Here is a 17,633-nt window from a genome sequence, read left to right as displayed (position 1 = left end):
GCCGGGCGCATAGCTACGCTCCCCGGGCATGGAGCTGATCCAGAACACCCCGGAAATCTCTGCCTACTTGGCGGCCGGCGAGGTCATCGACCACGAGCATCCACGCGTCCGGGCCACCGCGGCCACGCTCTCCGTCGACGCCCCCGATGCATACGCATACGCCACGGCCGCCTTCGAATTCGTCCGCGACACCATCCCGCACAGTCGGGATGTCGGAGATCCACGGGCTACCTGGCGCGCCTCCGACGTCCTCGCCCAGCGCACCGGCATCTGTTACGCCAAGGCGCATGCGCTCGCGGCCCTGCTGCGGGCGGAGGGCATCCCCACCGCGCTCTGCTACCAGAAGTTCGAGGTCGTCCACGGCCTGGTGGCCGTCAAACTGCCCGGTGAGGACCGCTGGGCCCGGCAGGATCCGCGGGGCAACAAGCCCGGCGTCGACGCACAGTTCCGCCTCGACCGCGAGCAGCTCGCCTTCACCGTGCGACCTGAGTGCAATGAACTGGACTACCCGGTGCTATTTGCTGAACCGCACCCGGCCGTGCTCCAATGCCTCCGTGAGGCCGTCGACCGGCCTCACCTCTGGCAGACGCTCCCCACCGATCTCTGAGGAACGGCCCTGATGCCCAGCCCTTCGCAGGTCTCCGACCTCACCTGTGCCCTGCACATCTCCGACGAGGTGCGCGCCCTGGCACCCGGCTTCGCCTGTCTCGCCGTGGAGGCCCACGGCCTGACCAACGGGCCCAGCGACGAGGCCGGCGCGGCGCTCCTGGAGGACGCCACCCGCCGGCTGACCGAACGCCTCGGCGGACGGGCTCCGCAAGACGATCCGCACGTCGCCGCCTGGCGCGCCGCGTACACCGCCTTCGGCAGCAAGCCCTCGCGCACCCGCAACTCCGCCGAGGCGCTGGCCAGGCGGGCGCTCGCGGACGGCGGCCTGCCGCGTATCAACCGTCTCGTCGATCTTTACAACGCGATCAGCGTCGCCCATCTCATTCCCGTGGGCGGTGAGGACCTGGACCGCATCCAGGGCGGTATGCGGCTCGTCCGGGCCACCGGCGAGGAGCCGTTCGCGACCGCGGCCGGAGGCGCCGAGACCGTCGAGTACCCCGACGCGGGCGAGGTGGTCTGGTGCGACGACGAGGGCGTCACCTGCCGCCGCTGGAACTGGCGGCAGGGTGTCCGCACCCGTCTCACCGAGGACTCGGTCAGCGCCCTCTTCCTGCTGGAGCGGATGGCCCCCATGACGCTCGACGAACTGACGGCCGCGGGCGCCGAGCTGGCCGAGGCGCTGCACCGGGCCTGCCCGGACGCCCGGATCGAGATCGGTGAGATCCGCGCCGCCTGATCCGGGCCGGTCCCGGCGTCGTTACGCGGGGCTCCCGGGCGCCGCGGGGGCGGTGCCGCCCAGGTGCGCCGGGATCCACCAGGTGTCCTCGGGGTCCTTGGGGCGTACGGGGTAGGCGCGCTGGGCCGCCTCCAGCAGGTCCTGCACCCGGGACCGCAGCCGATCGGTGATCTTCTCGGCCTGCTCGGCCGGGTCGGCCTCGATCGGCTCGCCCACCCGGATCGTTATGGGGAAGTGGTTCCGGCCCAGATCGCGCTTGTGGCCCTTGGTCCACAGCCGCTGGGTGCCCCACAGCGCCACCGGCAGCAGCGGCACCCCGGCCTCCTGGGCCAGCCGCGCCGCACCCGACTTGAAGTTCTTCAGGGTGAAGGACTCGGAGATCGTCGCCTCGGGGAAGACCCCGATGATTTCACCCGAACGCAGTGCGGACAGCGCGTGCTTGTAGGCATGCATGCCCTGGCCGCGGTCCACGGGGATGTGCTTCATCGCGCGCATCAGCGGACCCGACACCTTGTGCCGGAAGACCGACTCCTTCGCCATGAAGCGCACCAGCCGCTTGGCCGGCCGCGCGGTCAGCCCGGCGAAGACGAAGTCCAGGTACCCGATGTGATTGCTCACCAGAACCGCCCCGCCGCGGCGCGGAATGTGGTCCGTCCCGGCGATGTCGAATTTCAGATCGAGCGCCTTGAAGAGCGTGCGGGCGGCGCCGATCACCGGCGGATAGACGAGCTCTGCCATTGTCCGGAGGACCCCTTTTCCACGCCTGGGGAGGGTTCTCCCGGCGGAAACCTACGCAGTCGTAACTGCGGCTTTCGGGAGATCGTGCCCGATGTCGGCCGTGGCGGCCAGCGCGTCGGCCGCCAGGGCCGGGAGATTCTTCTCACGTGGCCCCGGATCAGCCGGCCGTTCTCCGCAGCAGAAGGTACATCTCGCACCCCAGGCAGTACCCGAACACGGCATTGAGGAAGGCCGCCGCGAGCGCGCAGCCGGTGGCCGCGAGCCCCAGCCACTCCGGCCCCACGAAGTAACCCGCCAGCCCCACGACCGCGAAGAACAGCCCCACGCCCTGGGCGAAGCGCGGCGGGGCGGCGCCCTCGAACTCCGTCGGCGGGGACAGCCGTGGGCGCACCGCCACCTTGAACAGCCAGGCATAGGGCGACCGCGGCACACCCGCCACCGCCCCGACCGCGAAGACCAGCGCCTGGAAGGCCAGCAGCGGGCCGCTTCCGGTGATCAGCACGGCCGCCAGCACGACGGTGGTCAGCGCCGCGCCGAACCTCGGGCCCCGTACGTCAATCCTGTCGACAGTCATGCCCTCACCCTTCCGCAGAGCGGGCCGGATACGCCCCGGGAATCTTTGCGGTCCCGTGAACGCTGCATCCCTCGATGACTGGACTCATGGTGTGCATCGCGGTGCTCGCGGCGGCGAGCGCCTTCGGCGTATGGCACCGACGCCGCAATGGGAGGCTGACGGTGCGGGAGCGGGACGACACGGCGCGGCTGGGCGCTGCCGAGATCGGGGCGGCGCTGGGGGAGCGGGCCACCCTGCTGCAGTTCTCCAGTGCCTTCTGCCAGCCCTGCCGGGCCACCCGGCGCACCCTCACCGAGGTCGCCGGCATGGTCGAGGGGGTGGCCCATGTCGAGATCGACGCGGAGGACCATCTGGACCTCGTACGGCGGCTCAATGTGCTGCGGACCCCCACGGTGCTGGTGCTCGACGCACAGGGCGCGATCGTGCGCCGCGCCTCCGGACAGCCCCGGAAGGCGGATGTCATCGCGGCGCTGGGCGCGGCCGTCCGTGATTGATCTCCCAGATGGCGGGCGCCCCTTGACGCTGTGGGTCACGAATCGTCACTCTGACGTGATGCGGCCAGGAACCCTTCTCTACGGACGCGCCCACGTCGACCTTCTGCGGACTGCCAGCGCCCGCTGTCCGGGCATGTGAGCAGCGACGACATCAGTGCCGCCGGCCGCCCCACGGCTGTCGGCGGCTTTGCCCGGGCTCGTACTCGACAGCAGAAGGACAACTCCATGACGGCCCTGCCCGGCCTCGGCACGCCCCGCACCGCCTCTCCCGAGCTCCTGCGCTCGGTCTTCCGGCAGCACGCCGCCGGCGTCGCGGTGATCACCGCGCCCGGCTCCCGCCCCGCGGGCTTCACCGCCACCTCCCTCACCTCCGTCGCCGCCGACCCGCCGCTGCTCTCGTTCGGCGTGGGCACCGGCTCCTCCAGCTGGCCGGCCGTCTCGGAGGCCGAGCACATCGGCGTCCACATACTCGGCGAGCACCAGCAGGAGCTGGCCGCGACCTTCGCGCGCAGCGGCGCCGACCGCTTCGGCCCCGCCACCTCCTGGTACACCGGCCCCGAGGGCGTGCCCCTCCTGGACGGTGTCCTGGCCTGGATGGTGTGCAAGATCGTGGCACGGGTACCGGCCGGCGACCACTGCCTCGTGCTCGCCCAGCCGGTCGTCGGCGACCCCGCGGGGCCCGGCCGTCCGCTCCTCTATCACCAGGGCCGTTTCAACGCGCTGCGGGACTGACGGGCAGTCGTCGGACCTCCCGGGTCCGGCGACACGCTCGGGGTTCCGGCGCGGCTTCCTCTTCGCCCGTTCAGGGCCGTTGGCAAGGTCACATTTCGACGGCCTTGCTTCGGGGCATGAGACTGGATGTACTGGCGAGTAATATGACGGTCGGCGTGGGGAACCGGAACCGACCGGGAGCCGCCCCAACAGGCGCCTATGCTGCCAGCACAAGGCAGTTCTGAAGAGACGAAGCAGGTAGGAGAGTCGGCGTGAGCTTGAGGATCGTTGTCTGTGTGAAGTACGTGCCCGACGCCACCGGCGACCGGCACTTCGCCGAGGACCTGACCGTCGACCGTGATGACGTGGACGGTCTGCTCTCGGAGCTCGACGAGTACGCCGTCGAGCAGGCCCTGCAGATCAAGGAAGCGGCCGACGACGCGGAGATCACGGTCCTCACCGTCGGTCCCGAGGACGCCAACGACGCGCTGCGCAAGGCGCTGTCGATGGGCGCCGACAAGGCCGTCCACGTCGAGGACGACGACCTGCACGGCACGGACGCGCTCGGCACCTCCCTCGTGCTCGCCAAGGCCATCGAGAAGACCGGCTACGACCTCGTCGTCTGCGGTATGGCCTCCACCGACGGCACGATGGGTGTGCTGCCCGCGCTGCTCGCCGAGCGGCTGAACATCCCTCAGGTCACCCAGCTCTCCGAGGTGTCCGTCGCCGACGGCAAGGTCACCGGCCGCCGGGACGGCGACACCGCCAGCGAGCAGCTGGAGGCCGCGCTGCCGGCCGTCGTGTCCGTCACCGACCAGTCGGGTGAGGCGCGTTACCCCTCCTTCAAGGGCATCATGGCTGCCAAGAAGAAGCCGGTGGAGTCCCTGGACCTGGAGGACCTGGAGATCGAGGCGGACGAGGTCGGCCTCGAGGGCGCCTGGACCAAGGTCGAGGACGCCGCCGAGCGTCCGGCCCGTACGGCGGGCACGATCGTCAAGGACGAGGGCGAGGGCGGCAAGCAGCTCGCCGAGTTCCTCGCGGGCCAGAAGTTCATCTGAGCCGCGCAGCCCTTCCCACCGCCCTCATTCTTCCCGCAGGAGAGCAATCCCATGGCTGAAGTTCTTGTCTACGTCGACCACGTGGACGGTGCCGTCCGCAAGCCCACCCTCGAACTGCTCACCCTCGCCCGCCGCATCGGCGAGCCGGTAGCGGTCCACCTCGGCCCGCACGCCGACGAGGCCGCCAAGGTCCTCGCCGAGCACGGCGCCGTCAAGGTCCTGGCCGCCGACGCGCCGGAGTTCGCCGAGTACCTCGTCGCTCCCAAGGTCGACGCGCTGCAGGCCGCCTACGACGCGGTCTCGCCGGCCGCCGTGCTGCTGCCGTCCTCCGCGGAGGGCAAGGAGATCGGTGCCCGCCTCGCGGTCCGCATCGGCTCCGGCATCATCACCGACGCCGTCGACCTGGAGGCCGGCGACGAGGGCCCGGTGGCCACGCAGTCCGTCTTCGCGGCCTCGTACACCACCAAGTCCCGCGTCTCCAAGGGCACCCCGGTCATCACCGTCAAGCCCAACTCCGCCGCCCCGGAGGCCGCCCCGGCAGCCGGCACGGTCGAGCAGCTCGCGGTGACCGTCGCCGACTCCTCCAAGGGCACCAAGATCGTCTCGCGCACCCCGCGTGAGTCGACCGGCCGCCCGGACCTGACCGAGGCCGCGATCGTGGTCTCCGGTGGCCGCGGCGTCAACGGCGCCGAGAACTTCCCGGTCATCGAGGCGCTCGCCGACTCGCTCGGTGCGGCCGTCGGCGCCTCGCGTGCCGCGGTGGACGCCGGCTGGTACCCGCACACCAACCAGGTCGGCCAGACCGGTAAGTCGGTCTCGCCGCAGCTGTACATCGCGGCGGGCATCTCCGGTGCCATCCAGCACCGCGCCGGTATGCAGACCTCGAAGACGATCGTCGCCATCAACAAGGACGAAGAGGCACCCATCTTCGACCTGGTCGACTACGGCGTGGTCGGCGACCTCTTCGAGGTCGTCCCGGCCCTCACCGACGAGGTCAAGACCCGCAAGGGCTGAGCCCGTCGAGGTGCCGGTCCCTTCGGCGCACGCAACGAGGCCCCGTACGCGCGCTGCGTACGGGGCCTCGTGCTGCCGCGGCCCAAGGAGCCGCGCGCGTCACGCCCTAGGCGCCCGTCGTGCCGTCGATCTGCTCGCGGAGCAGATCCGCATGGCCGTTGTGGCGCGCATACTCCTCGATCATGTGGACGTAGATCCAGCGCAGGCTCAGTGTGCGGCCCCGGGAGGTGCGGAAGGTCTCGTCCAGCCCGCTGTCCGCCACGGCCTTGTCACAGGCATCGATCTCGGCACGGAAGGCCGCGAAGTGCTCCTCGGCGGCGGCCGGGTCGAGGTCGTCGAAATCGGCGTCGGGGCTGGCTTCGGTGAAGTAGTGGTCGCCGACCCGTTCACCGAGGAAGCGCTTGCGGAACCAGGTCCGTTCGACATCCGTCATGTGGCGCACGAGGCCGAGCAGGGTGAGGGTGGACGGTGCGCTGCTCGCCTGGATGAGCTGGTCGGCGGTGAGTCCGGTGCATTTGGCGAGCAGGGTGTCGCGATGGAAGTCGAGCCAGCCCTGCAGCATCTCCCGTTCACCGGCCACGGTGGGGAGTTCTCTGCGCTCGATGGGGGGTGCGATCCAAGTCATGCGGGTGAGTCTGGCGGTGCCGGCTCCGCCGCGCCACGGGGTTTCCGGCCCGGCCGCACACCCCGTGACCTGCGTCGCCCCGGGTGAGGGGTGTTGACCTCGCCGAATGACCCCGTTAACTTCGCTATACGGATTGTTGATTCCGTTAAGCGGAATACGCTCGATGGTCGGGCGTGAGCACCGGGAGGGGCAGCGAATGGGGCAGCAGGAGACCGTGGCGACAAGCCTCGCGGACACCGTACGCGAGGGCATCGGCGCCGCTCTCGCCCAGGTGGACGCGGATCTGGCGCGGCGCTACCCGGGCGACCCCGGCACCCGCCAGCCGGTCCACACGGTCTATGTCCCCGGCGACGCCTTCGCCGCCGACACCCTGCGTTCCTGGGGTGACCAGGCGCTCGCCGCCCTCGACGCGCACGCCCCCGACGCCGGTGCGCTCGCCGCCGTCCTCGGCATCCCCGACGCGCTCGCCGCCGATGTTCATGACCGGGTCCGCGCGAAGCTGGTCCGTGAGCCCATCGAGGATCTGCGCATCGACTTCGAGGACGGCTACGGCCCCCGCCCGGACGCCGAGGAGGACGCGGCCGCGGCCCGCGCCGCCGCCCTGGTCGCCGCCGCGAATGAGAACGGCACCGCGGCCCCCTATATGGGTATCCGGATGAAGTGCATGGAGGCCGCCGTCCGCGACCGTGGCATCCGCACTCTCGACATCTTCCTCACCGGCCTGATGGAGGCCGGCGGTCTGCCCGGCGGACTGGTCCTCACGCTCCCCAAGGTGACCTACGCCGAGCAGGTCACCGCCATGGTCCGGCTGCTGGAGGCCTTCGAGAAGGCGCACGGCCTGGAGAGCGGCCGGATCGGCTTCGAGATCCAGATCGAGACCACCCAGTCGATCCTGGGAGCCGACGGCCGGGCCACCGTCGCCCGCATGATCGAGGCGGCCGAGGGCCGCGCCACGTCCCTGCACTACGGCACCTTCGACTACAGCGCCTCCTGCGGCGTCAGCGCCGCCCACCAGTCCCTCGACCACCCGGTGGCCGACCACGCCAAGGCCGTGATGCAGGTCGCGGCGGCCGGCACCGGAGTACGGCTCTCCGACGGCTCGACCAATGTCCTGCCCGTCGGCACGACCGACCGGGTCCACGAGGCCTGGCGGCTCCACTACGGCCTCGTCAGCCGCTCGTTGGCTCGCGCCTACTACCAGGGCTGGGACATGCACCCCGCCCACCTGCCCACCCGCTACGCGGCGGTCTACGCCTTCTACCGCGGGGGCCTGGAGCAGGCCGCCGCCCGGCTCGCGGCGTATGTCGCCAAGGCCGGCGGGGACGTCATGGACGAGCCCGCCACCGCCAAGGCACTCAGCGGCTATCTGCTGCGCGGTCTGGACTGCGGAGCCGTGGACATCGCCGAGGTCGCCCGTCTGACCGGGCTGACGCGCGCCGACCTGGACGCCCTCGCGGGCCGCCCGACAGCTACGGCAGTCTGAGGCGACAGCCGAAACCGGCACAACTCCTCGCATGATGCGGTGAGTTGACTGCCATAGCCGCTTACGGGCCCGAGTGCCCGACGAGGCCCCCGCCGATCCGGCGGGGGCCTCGTGCGTCAGCCGCCCGCCGGTCCGAGGTCGTCGAGGTGGGCGCGCAGGACCGTGGCGCACGTCGGTGCGTCCAGCACTTCGGGCCGCAGTACGGCGGTGAAGGCGAGGCCGTCCAGGAGGGACGTCAGCCGCTCGGTCTCGGTCTCGACGCACAGCCCCGGCCGCAGCCCGCCCGCCGAGCCGAGGCGGGTGAGGATGCGCCGCACCAGGGCCCGGGTGGCGACGGCGGTCTCGTGGGCGAGGCCGCCGAGGGTGGGATCGGTCCGGGCGGCCGTGGAGAAGTCGACGAGGACGGTGACCTCGGCGCGCCGGCTGTCGTCCAGGGGCAGCAGCTCGGAGAGCAGCTCCACCGCGAACCCTCGGATCCGGGGCCCGGGGAGCCCCTCCAGATCACCCAGTTCGTCGATCCGCCGCTGCAGCCGGTCGCCGACCCGGTCGAGCATCGACCGCATCGCAAAGCGCATCAGCTCTTCCTGGCCGGCGAAGTAGTGCCGGACCGAACCGATGTTGAGCCGCGCCTCGTCGGCGACGGCGCGCAGTGACGCGCGCTGGAGGCCGTCGCGTACGGCGACGCGGAAGAGGGCGTCGACGACCTCGCGGCGGCGGGCTTCCCGGTCCACCTGTTTGGGCATGGGCCCTTTCTATCACGGCTGTGATAAATTGTTTTCTATCACGCCTGTGATACAAAAATGAGAGGGGCGACCATGGAACGGGTCCTGAACCTTCTTCTCCTCAGATTCGGCCTGCTCGTGGGCGGTCTGGTGGCGCTGGCCCTGCTGGTCTTCGCGGTGGCGCTGGTGCTCCGGCGCAGGGGGAAACTCGGCGAGGCGCGGCGGTATGCGGCACCCGCCGCGCGTGCCGCGAGCCGCTGGCTGGACGGCCGCGGTGCCGCGCGGGGCCGCGGCGGGTCCAGAGGTGGGTCCCGGGGTGTCGGAGCGGTGGCCGGGGCGGCGATCCGGGTCGCGGCCCGTCACCTGGACGACGACGGGCGCGGGCAGCGGGAGCGGGGTGCGGGGCGATGACCGGTGGCGTGCCGCTGACGGGTGGCGGTATGGCTCACCCCCTCGCCCGGGGCGATGGTGCCGGCCTCCTCCACCACCTTCTGGTCGACCGGGCGATCAAGGTCGCTCTCGTGCTCGTCGCACTGATCGTGCTCGGGCTCGGGATGGCGCTCATCTGGAAGAAGGCCGGCCGCGGCGGACCTCCGCGGCGCGACGACGGATGACACCGGGCCCGCGGCGGCGGGGAGTTCAGTTCTCCGAAGGGGGGATCTCGCCCGAGCCGCGGGGGATCAGCCGGGTGGGGATCTCCATCCGGCGGGGTGCGTCATCGGCGCCGTCGAGCCGGCGGAAGAGCAGATTCGCCGCCGTACGGCCCAGTCGTGCGGCGTCCTGGGCGACGACGGTGATGGCGGGGTCGACCAGATCGGCGAGTTCGAAGTCGTCGAAGCCGACGAGGGCGACCGGGCGCGGGCGTTCGGCGAGCACCCGGACCGCCGTGACCGTGACGCGGTTGTTGCCCGCGAAGAGCGCGGTCACCGGGTGCGGGCCCTCCAGCATGGCGGTGGCGGCGGACCGCACCCGCTCCGGAGCGGTCGGGCCGAGGGAGACCCAGGACTCGTCAACGGGCAGGCCGGCGGCGGCCATTGCCGTACGGTAGCCGCGCAGCCGCTCATGGGCGGTGTGGATCCTGGGCTGGTCGCCGATGAAGCCGATCCGGCGGTGGCCGTGCGCGATGAGATGGGCCACCGCGTCCTGTGCGCCGCCGAAGCTGTCGGAGAGGACGACATCGGCGTCGATACGTCCGGCCGGGCGGTCGACGAAGACCGTGGCTATCCCGGCCGCGATCTCCGGTTCCAGATACCGGTGGTCGTCCGCGGCCGGGATGATGACCAGGCCGTCCACCCGCCGGGCGCACAGGGCCAGCACCAACTCCTGTTCCCGCGCCGGGTCCTCGGCGCTGGAGCCGTTGATCAGCAGTGCGCCGTGGCTGCGGGCGACTTCCTCGACGGCGCGGTTGAGCGGGCCGTAGAAGGGGTCGGCGAGATCCTCCAGCACCAGACCGATGCTGGCCGTGCGTCCCTTGCGCAGGATCCGGGCGGAGTCATTGCGGCGGAATCCCAGGGCCGTGATGGCCTCCTGGACGCGTCGTTCGGTGTCCGGGGTGACCCCCGGTTCGCCGTTGACCACACGGGAGACCGTCTTGAGGCCGACCCCGGCGCGCGCCGCGACATCCTTCATCGTGGGCCGGGTGCCATAGCGGCGGGACGTGCCCCGCGCGGTGTCGGTCACGGTGTGCGGTCCTGATTCTGTCGGCGTCGGCGTGTGGCGTCGAGCATAGCCTCTAGACAACGTTGTCAATCAAAGGGAGACTGGCGTTCTCACGCCGGGCCGGTACGCTCGGCCCCCGGGCCCACCAGGAGATTCCACACCGATGCAGACGGACCTCAGCGCAGCCTTGGACATTGGCGGCACCAAGATCGCCGGCGCTCTGGTGGACACTCACGGCAGGCTGGTCGTACGGGCCGCCCGGCCCACCCCCGCCGACAAGGACGGGGCGACGGTGATGCGCGCGGTGGCCGAGGTGGTCGGCGAGCTGGCGGCGGGGCCGGACTGGGCGCGGGTGGCGGCCGTCGGAATCGGCAGCGCGGGCCCGGTGGACGCCGCCACCGGCACCGTCAGCCCGGTCAACATCCCCGGCTGGCGCGACTTCCCGCTCGTCGCCGGAGTGCGGGCACTCGTCGGGGAGCGCCCCGTCGTGCTGGTCGGCGACGGCGTCGCGATGACCGCGGCCGAGCACTGGCAGGGCGCCGCACGAGGCCACGCCAACGCGCTGTGCATGGTGGTGTCCACCGGAGTCGGCGGCGGGCTCGTCCTCAACGGGCGGCTGCACCCGGGACCCACGGGAAACGCCGGGCACATCGGTCACATCAGCGTCGATGTCGAGGGTGACCCCTGCCCCTGCGGGTCCCGCGGCTGTGTCGAGCGGATCGCCAGCGGCCCCAACATCGCCCGCCGGGCGCTGGCCAACGGCTGGCAGCCGGGCCCCGACGGGGACACCAGCGCGGCCGCCGTCGCCGCCGCCGCGCATGCCGGTGACCCGGTCGCCCTGCGCTCCTTCGAGCGAGCGGCACGGGCGCTGGCTGCCGGAATCGCCGCCACCGCCACGCTCGTCGAGATCGATATCGCCGTCATCGGCGGGGGAGTCGCGGGTGCGGGGGAGGTTCTCTTCCGTCCCTTGCGTGCGGCGCTGCGGGACTACGCGACGCTGTCGTTCGTGTCGCGCCTGACGGTCGTACCCGCCCAAATGGGCACGGACGCCGGGGTGGTGGGCGCCGCGGCCGCCGCACAACAGTCCCGTCTCGATGCCTTTGTCCCCGCTCCCTGAACCCACCACGTGCCCCCGTGCGCCCCTTAGTGTGGTGCCCATCGCGACGTCCGCCGTGACGCGCGCGGTGGTCGGCAGGGGTACGGGCAGCGAGGGGATCGGCGACGGTGACAGCGGGGGAACGCGCGCAGGGCGGAGCGGACGGGGAGCCTGAGGCGAGCGGTGTGAGCGGCCCCGGTGAGCCGGGCGGCGAGCCGGCGCGGAGTGCCGACGGCGGGGCGGGCCACGGCGTGCCCGGAGCCGCCGCCGCGAGCGGGCCACGGCGCGGCAAGGACGCGGATCTGACCGGGCGGCTGCTGGGCGGCCGTTACCGCGTGACCGACCGGATCGGACGCGGTGGCATGGGCGTGGTCTGCCGCGCGGTCGACGAGGTGCTGGGGCGCGAGGTCGCGGTCAAGGTCCTCCGTGCCTACACCGACGCCTCGGCTCCTGAGCTGGCCGATCTGCGCACCCGGATGCAGCGCGAGGCGCGGGCCGCGGCCCGTATCCGGCACTCCGGTGTGATCACCGTCCATGACGTCATCGACGAGGACGGCCGGCCCGTCATCGTCATGGAGCTGGTGGACGGTCCCTCGCTGGACGATGCGCTGGAACAGCAAGGCCCCCTCGATCCGCGGGAGATCGCCCGGATCGGCGCCGAGGTGATGGACGCCCTGGACGCCGCCCACCAAGCAGGCGTACTGCACCGCGATGTGAAGCCCGGCAATGTGCTGCTGGACAGGTGGGGGCACCGCCCCGACCGTTCAGGCGCCGGGGGAGGCCGGGTGGTGCTCACCGATTTCGGCATCGCCAGCATCGAGGCCCCGGGCGACGGCGCGACCACGCACCTCACCCGCAGCGGCGAACTGGTCGGCTCGCTCGACTACTTGCCGCCCGAGCGGGCGCAGGGCCAGGACCCCACCCCGGCCTCGGACATCTGGTCCCTCGGTATGACGCTGTATGCGGCGGTCGAGGGCGGCGGCGCCCCGTTCCGCCGTACGTCGGTGTGGTCGACCCTCACCGCGATCGTCACCGAGGCTCTCCCCGAGCCCCGGCGGGCCGGGCCGCTCACCCCCGTACTCCATGCCCTGATGGCCAAGAACCCGGCCGACCGGCCCTCCGCCGCCCAGGCCCGGAGCCTGCTGGCGGCGGTGGCCGAGGGCCGCGAGCCCACACCGCTGCCGACGCCCGGAGCGTCGCATTCGCCCACGGTGACCGATGTCCGGGCGGCCGCCCCGCCGGCTGCGCCGGGGGAGCACGGGCCGACGGTGGGGGTGGGCGGGCCGGAGGGTGCGGCTGCCGGTCCTGCGGGGGCTGCCGGTCCAGGCGCCACGGGTTCCGGCGCTGGTGGGGCTGGCCCCACCGGTCCCAGCCCCACCGGACCCACCGGGCCGGTCAACGCGGGTGCACCGACGGCCGGTTGGCCTTCCGGACCGGGGGCTCAGGGCGCCCCGGCGACCCAGCCCACGCCACTGTCGCCACCTGCACCTGCACCTGTACCGGCACCCGCCCCGGCACCGACGCCGCCCTCCGCCCCCGCCGGGCATCCCACGCCCCCACCGGGCGCCGCCGGGCCGTACCCGGCGAGCTCCGCCGAGCGGGACCCCGGACGCGACACCGGACACGCCCCCGAACGGGACACCGAACGGGTGCCCGCCCGGGGACGGCGTCGGGTGCTCCCGGCCGTGGCGGCGGTGCTCGCCGTGCTCGCGGCAGGGGGTGGTCTGACGTATGCGCTGGTCGGCGGCGGGGCGAGTGAGACGGTCGCGGACCGCGGGCGGCAGTCGGCCCCGCCGGCCGGGACGCCGGGCGGGCCGGACAGCCGGGGCGCGGCCGAGGGCAAAGCCGGTGGCGAGGAAGGCGACAAGGGCAACGCCAAAGGCAGCGACAAGGGCAAGGGTGGCGGGAAGAGTGCGTCGCCGTCCGCGTCGGACCGGCCCTCGGAGGGGGACGGGACCGAGGGCCCCAAGCCCGGTGGTGCGGGCGGGAGTCCGGGCGGTCAGGGCGGTGACTCAGGGGGAACCCAGGGCGGCACCGACGGTGGCGGCGGCTCGGACGGTGGCCAGGGTGGTGCGTCCGGGGGATCCGGCGGGGACAGCGGCAGCGGCGGCGGTGAGCCGACGCAAGGGCCGTCGTGCGAGTCGATCGGCGGCGGCAAGGCCAACTGCGACGTATGGCGCAGCGCAAACTCCTACACCGCGTCCTTCCAGCAGGTCGGCACCCTCAACATGGGCACCAACTACTTCTACTGCCAGTCGAAGCTGGGGCGCCGGGAGACGTACGGGAAGTGGACGAACGTCTGGTGGGCCAAGACCGATGACGACAGCGGCAATTCCGGTGTCTACATCAGCGTCGTCTACCTCAAGGGCGGGGCGAACGACCAGCCGGTCCCCGGGCTGCCCACCTGCTGAAAGCCCGGTACACGCTTCGGCTGCCGGGCGGACCGAACCGGCCCGCCCGGCAGCGACTGCCGCCTCAGCAGCTGACTGCCGCCTCAGTAGCTCAATGCCGCCTCAGCAGCTGAACGTGGCGTCCGCCCAGTCGGCGTGGTCGTAGTCGATCCCGTCCCCGCCGTCGGTCACGACCAGCCGGACGGTCTGCGCACCGGCGACCGGGGCGCTGATGGTTCCGGCGGGATCCGCGCCGGTCGCGGCGATCCGGGCGACCCGCTTGCCGTCGGCCCACACCTCGAAGCCCACCGAGCCCCGGTCACCGACCTCGTCGTCGACGCCGGTCCGGGCGCGGAACTCGGAGCACCGCCCGCCCGTGTAGAAGCTCACCTCGCTGGCGGCATGTACCCCCAGGCCCTTGGCGAAGCCGGTGCCGCCGATGCCGAGCGGCCTGCCGTCCCCGGCACCTTCTTCCCCGACGCTGCTGTTCTTCTCCACCGGGCCCCAGCCATTGGTGGCGGTGAGCCAGGGCAGTGCGGCGGCGTCCGCGGTCCCGGACGGCGGGGGCACCACGACATGGGCCGTGCCCGGCAGTGTCGTGGTGATCCGCTCGCCGCCCGGTGCGCGGTAGTCGGCGGTGAGCGGCAGGGCGTAGGCGCCGGGCGTGGTGCCGGCCGGCGCGGTGATCCGCCAGTTGGTGCGGAGCGTCCGGCCGCCGGGCAGGGCGCGGGCCGACGCGGGTGAGGTGGCCTTGACCCGCCAGCCGTGCGGGGCCTTGAGCGTCACCGTGAGGTTCTTGGCGGGGGTGCCGCCCAGGTTACGGACGGTGGAGCGGAGTCCGGCGGGGGCGCCGGCCTCGACCAGCGGCGTACGGTCGGTGCCGCTCTCGACGGCCGGCGGGTAGGTGGCCCAGCGAGGGTCGGCGGAGACACGGTAGACGGTGGTGCCGTGCGCCGGGACGGTCGCGGAGACGGTGCCCTTGGTGTGGGTGTCCCGGTGCTGCCACAGGTCGCGCAGCCGGTAGCCGTCGGCCTGCGGCAGGCCGAGGTCCTTGGCGGTGGTGGCGATCCGCTGCGGCCTGCCGGTCTCGTTGAACAGCGCCACCGCACGGTCGCCGTTGGCCAGTTGCCTGACCACCGTCCAGCGGCCGTCCTCGGACTTCAGCACCGTGGCCTGCTTGCCCAGCGGGTCCTGGTCGATGGCGATGAGGTCCTTGTTGCCCAGGATCTCGAACGTCTCCGGGGTCGCCTTGCGCAGATCGGAGCCGATCAGCAGCGGGGCGGCCATCATCGACCACAGGGAGAAGTGGCTGCGGTACTCGGTGTCCGTCATCCCGCCGTTGCCGACCTCCAGCATGTCCGGGTCGTTCCAGCGCCCGGGCCCGGCGTGCGGTGCGAGCGGCAGATTCTTCTTGGCGATCTCCAGCATGCTCGACCACGAGTCACTGATGTCGCCGGTGGTGCGCCACAGATGCCCTACGTCCGACGCCCACTCCCAGGGCTTGTTCTCGCCCCATTCGCAGATGCTGTAGACGATGGGCCGCCCGGTGGCCCTGAGCGCGTCCCGCATGGTGCGGTACCGCTGCTTGGCGTCCACGCCCATGTTGTTGCAGTTGTCGTACTTGAGGTAGTCCACACCCCAGTCGGCGAACTGCTGGGCGTCGGACTTCTCATGGCCCAGGCCGCCGGGGAACCCGGCCGGGTTGCAGGTCTTGATCCCGGCGCTCGTGTAGATGCCGAATTTCAGGCCCTTGGAGTGGACGTAGTCGGCCACCGCCTTGATGCCGTGCGGGAAGCGCTGTGGATCCGGTACGAGCTTGCCGTTCCCGTCGCGGGTGGGCAGCGCCCAGCAGTCGTCGAGATTGACGTACTGATAGCCGGCGTCCTTGAGGCCCTTGGTGACGAAGAGGTCGGCGATGCCCTTGACCATCTCCTCGTTGAACTCCGCCCGGCAGTGGGTGGAGTTCCAGTTGTTGAAGCCCATCGGGGGCGTCTTCGCGAGCCCGTCGGGCAGCCGGGGCGCCGGATCGGTGCCGGTGGTACGGGCGGTGCGGGCGGTGCCGGGGTCCGGGGCGTCGGGTGTCCGGGCCGCGGCGGGCAGGGCGGTCACCCCTGCCGTACACAGCAGCGCGGCGGACAGCGCTCCGACGATTCTTCGGTGTCCTCGCCGGTGGCGGGTGGTGCGGATATGAACGCGCATGGTTCGCGTCCTCCGTCTTCGCGAGAGGTGTGTGGGGTCGGGTACCGGTCGCGTGCGAGTGTTTACGGTAGACCTTGTTGAAGTCTGTTGGAAGAGGAGCGGTATCGGTTCCTGCTCCGCCTGCCAAAACCCTTGACTGGACCTGCCGTTCGGAGTGAGATCCCACCACTCGCGTTCGGTTCTGTTTGGTTCCACCCCTGAGGAGGGGGACATGGTCCAGTCAACGTTCAGCGGCTCGGGTGCACATGAGGAAGCGGCAGGACATGGGATGTCCCGCCGGACACTGCTGAGGGGCGCGGCGGTCGGCGCGGGCGCCGTGGCCCTCCCGTCCCTGCTCGCCGCCTGCAGCGGCGGTCCCAGCGGCGTCACGATGGGCTCCAATGCCTCGGACGCCGTGCCGAAGAAGGCCTTCGCCGAGGCCTTCAAGGCGTACGAGAAGAAGTCCAAGAAGACGGTGCGGGTCAATACCGTCAACCACGAGAACTTCCAGGAGAACATCAACCGCTATCTCCAGGGCACCCCGGACGATGTCTTCATGTGGTTCGCCGGCAACCGTATGCAGTACTTCGCGCAGAAGGGACTGCTCTCCGACATCAGCGACCTGTGGCGGGACTTCGACGGATTCACCGATGCGCTGAAGAAGCAGTCGACGGGCCTGGACGGCAAGCAGTATCTGGTGCCGTACTACTACTATCCGTGGGCCGTCTTCCACCGGAAGAGCGTGTTCCGGGACAAGGGATATGACGTCCCCAAGACCTTTGACCAGTACCGGGCGCTCGCCAAGCAGATGCAGAAGGACGGCCTGGTGCCGTTCGCCTTCGGCGACAAGGACGGCTGGCCGGCGATGGGCACCTTCGATTACCTCAATATGCGCGCCAACGGCTACGACTTCCACATCGCGCTGCTGCGGGGCCAGAAATCCTGGAACAGTCCGCAGGTGAAGCAGGTTTTCGACCTGTGGCGCGGGCTGTTGCCCTACCACCAGAAGGGCGCCAACGGCCGTACCTGGCAGGAGGCCGCACAGACCCTCGCGCAGAAGAAGGCCGGTATGACCGTGCTCGGACTGCCGCACCCCGGGCAGCAGTTCAGCGCCGCCGACCGGGAGGACCTGGACTTCTTCCCCTTCCCTGAGATCGACCCGGCGCACGGCCAGGACGCGGTCGAGGCACCGATCGACGGATTCCTGATGTCGAAGAAGGCCAAGGACAGGGAGGGGGCGAAGGACCTTCTGACGTACCTCGCCACCCCCCAGGCGGAGGACGTCTATCTCAAGTCCGACCCCAACAACATCGCGGTCAACAGCGGCGCGGACACCGCCGCCTACACCCCGCTGCAGAAGAAGGCCGTCCAGCTCGTCTCGGGCGCGAAGCAGATATCGCAGTTCCTGGACCGTGACACCCGGCCCGATTTCGCCTCGACCGTGCTGATCCAGGCGATCCAGCAGTTCCTCAACAGACCGGATGACATCGACGGACTGGTGAACGACATCGAACGCCAGAAGAAGCAGATTTTTTCCGCCACGTGA

18 protein-coding genes are annotated in these 17,633 nt (G+C 71.4%); 12 read left to right on the top strand and 6 right to left on the bottom strand.

Going from position 1 to position 17,633, the window contains the following annotated elements; genetic code table 11:
• The first annotated feature begins 28 nt into the window (after positions 1-28).
• Entirely contained in the window at positions 29-607 is a 579-nt protein-coding gene (locus NUT86_RS07470; protein ID WP_274734270.1) for a transglutaminase domain-containing protein, read from the top strand.
• Between the two features lie 12 nt (positions 608-619).
• The gene (locus NUT86_RS07465) at positions 620-1,345 is read left to right on the top strand and encodes a B3/B4 domain-containing protein (protein ID WP_266449135.1); all 726 of its coding nucleotides are present in this window, start codon (positions 620-622) and stop codon (positions 1,343-1,345) included.
• A 21-nt stretch (positions 1,346-1,366) separates the two neighbouring features.
• On the opposite strand, the gene NUT86_RS07460 is transcribed toward NUT86_RS07465, so the two are convergent.
• Together NUT86_RS07460 and NUT86_RS07455 are read right to left on the bottom strand one after the other, a co-directional pair.
• Positions 1,367-2,083, bottom strand: a complete 717-nt coding sequence (locus NUT86_RS07460) for a lysophospholipid acyltransferase family protein (RefSeq protein WP_018087507.1) — start codon at positions 2,081-2,083, stop codon at positions 1,367-1,369.
• 157 nt (positions 2,084-2,240) lie between these two features.
• Positions 2,241-2,657: a DUF4395 domain-containing protein gene (locus tag NUT86_RS07455; RefSeq protein ID WP_018087506.1), complete on the bottom strand. Its 417-nt coding sequence runs from the start codon at positions 2,655-2,657 to the stop codon at positions 2,241-2,243.
• 74 nt (positions 2,658-2,731) lie between these two features.
• On the opposite strand from NUT86_RS07455, the gene NUT86_RS07450 reads away from it, so the two are divergent.
• From NUT86_RS07450 to NUT86_RS07435, 4 genes are all read left to right on the top strand, one after another.
• Positions 2,732-3,151 carry a TlpA family protein disulfide reductase gene (locus tag NUT86_RS07450; protein WP_026169263.1) on the top strand — a complete coding sequence of 140 codons (420 nt, stop codon included), beginning with the start codon at positions 2,732-2,734 and terminating at the stop codon, positions 3,149-3,151.
• 225 nt (positions 3,152-3,376) lie between these two features.
• The gene (locus tag NUT86_RS07445; protein WP_018087504.1) at positions 3,377-3,883 is read left to right on the top strand and encodes a flavin reductase family protein; all 507 of its coding nucleotides are present in this window, start codon (positions 3,377-3,379) and stop codon (positions 3,881-3,883) included.
• Between the two features lie 251 nt (positions 3,884-4,134).
• Entirely contained in the window at positions 4,135-4,920 is a 786-nt protein-coding gene (locus tag NUT86_RS07440) for an electron transfer flavoprotein subunit beta/FixA family protein (RefSeq protein ID WP_026169262.1), read from the top strand.
• Between the two features lie 51 nt (positions 4,921-4,971).
• The gene (locus NUT86_RS07435) at positions 4,972-5,934 is read left to right on the top strand and encodes an electron transfer flavoprotein subunit alpha/FixB family protein (protein WP_018087502.1); all 963 of its coding nucleotides are present in this window, start codon (positions 4,972-4,974) and stop codon (positions 5,932-5,934) included.
• Positions 5,935-6,040: 106 nt separating this feature from the next.
• Here NUT86_RS07435 and NUT86_RS07430 read toward each other — a convergent pair whose 3' ends face one another.
• Entirely contained in the window at positions 6,041-6,559 is a 519-nt protein-coding gene (locus NUT86_RS07430) for a DinB family protein (protein WP_018093691.1), read from the bottom strand.
• Positions 6,560-6,755: 196 nt separating this feature from the next.
• Between NUT86_RS07430 and NUT86_RS07425 the strand changes: the two genes are divergently transcribed.
• Positions 6,756-8,042 (top strand): DUF6986 family protein, encoded by a 1,287-nt coding sequence (locus NUT86_RS07425; protein WP_159489634.1) that lies wholly within the window; start codon positions 6,756-6,758, stop codon positions 8,040-8,042.
• Positions 8,043-8,158: 116 nt separating this feature from the next.
• Here NUT86_RS07425 and NUT86_RS07420 read toward each other — a convergent pair whose 3' ends face one another.
• A complete protein-coding gene (locus tag NUT86_RS07420) occupies positions 8,159-8,785 on the bottom strand; it encodes a TetR/AcrR family transcriptional regulator (RefSeq protein WP_274734248.1) in 627 nt (208 codons plus the stop codon).
• A gap of 72 nt (positions 8,786-8,857) precedes the next feature.
• Between NUT86_RS07420 and NUT86_RS07415 the strand changes: the two genes are divergently transcribed.
• Together NUT86_RS07415 and NUT86_RS07410 are read left to right on the top strand one after the other, a co-directional pair.
• Positions 8,858-9,175, top strand: a complete 318-nt coding sequence (locus NUT86_RS07415; protein ID WP_018093694.1) for a hypothetical protein — start codon at positions 8,858-8,860, stop codon at positions 9,173-9,175.
• Complete coding sequence (locus NUT86_RS07410) at positions 9,172-9,378, top strand: hypothetical protein (RefSeq protein ID WP_274734246.1); 207 nt, start codon at positions 9,172-9,174, stop codon at positions 9,376-9,378. The genes NUT86_RS07415 and NUT86_RS07410 overlap by 4 nt, the downstream gene beginning before the upstream one ends.
• 25 nt (positions 9,379-9,403) lie before the next feature.
• On the opposite strand, the gene NUT86_RS07405 is transcribed toward NUT86_RS07410, so the two are convergent.
• Positions 9,404-10,444, bottom strand: coding sequence for a LacI family DNA-binding transcriptional regulator (locus NUT86_RS07405; protein WP_274734245.1), 1,041 nt, complete (start codon positions 10,442-10,444; stop codon positions 9,404-9,406).
• A 142-nt stretch (positions 10,445-10,586) separates the two neighbouring features.
• On the opposite strand from NUT86_RS07405, the gene NUT86_RS07400 reads away from it, so the two are divergent.
• Positions 10,587-11,540, top strand: a complete 954-nt coding sequence (locus tag NUT86_RS07400) for an ROK family protein (RefSeq protein ID WP_018093697.1) — start codon at positions 10,587-10,589, stop codon at positions 11,538-11,540.
• Positions 11,541-11,770: 230 nt separating this feature from the next.
• Positions 11,771-13,930: a serine/threonine-protein kinase gene (locus NUT86_RS07395; protein ID WP_274740401.1), complete on the top strand. Its 2,160-nt coding sequence runs from the start codon at positions 11,771-11,773 to the stop codon at positions 13,928-13,930.
• A gap of 102 nt (positions 13,931-14,032) precedes the next feature.
• Here NUT86_RS07395 and NUT86_RS07390 read toward each other — a convergent pair whose 3' ends face one another.
• A complete protein-coding gene (locus NUT86_RS07390) occupies positions 14,033-16,108 on the bottom strand; it encodes an NPCBM/NEW2 domain-containing protein (RefSeq protein WP_274734241.1) in 2,076 nt (691 codons plus the stop codon).
• Between the two features lie 268 nt (positions 16,109-16,376).
• Between NUT86_RS07390 and NUT86_RS07385 the strand changes: the two genes are divergently transcribed.
• Complete coding sequence (locus NUT86_RS07385) at positions 16,377-17,633, top strand: ABC transporter substrate-binding protein (RefSeq protein WP_018093700.1); 1,257 nt, start codon at positions 16,377-16,379, stop codon at positions 17,631-17,633.

Source organism: Streptomyces sp. G7(2002) (genome assembly GCF_028870195.1).
In the GTDB taxonomy this organism is placed as follows: Bacteria; Actinomycetota; Actinomycetes; order Streptomycetales; family Streptomycetaceae; genus Streptomyces; species Streptomyces nigrescens.
The sequence above is the reverse complement of the archived record's forward strand: the minus strand, read 5'-3'. Positions and strand labels throughout refer to the sequence as shown.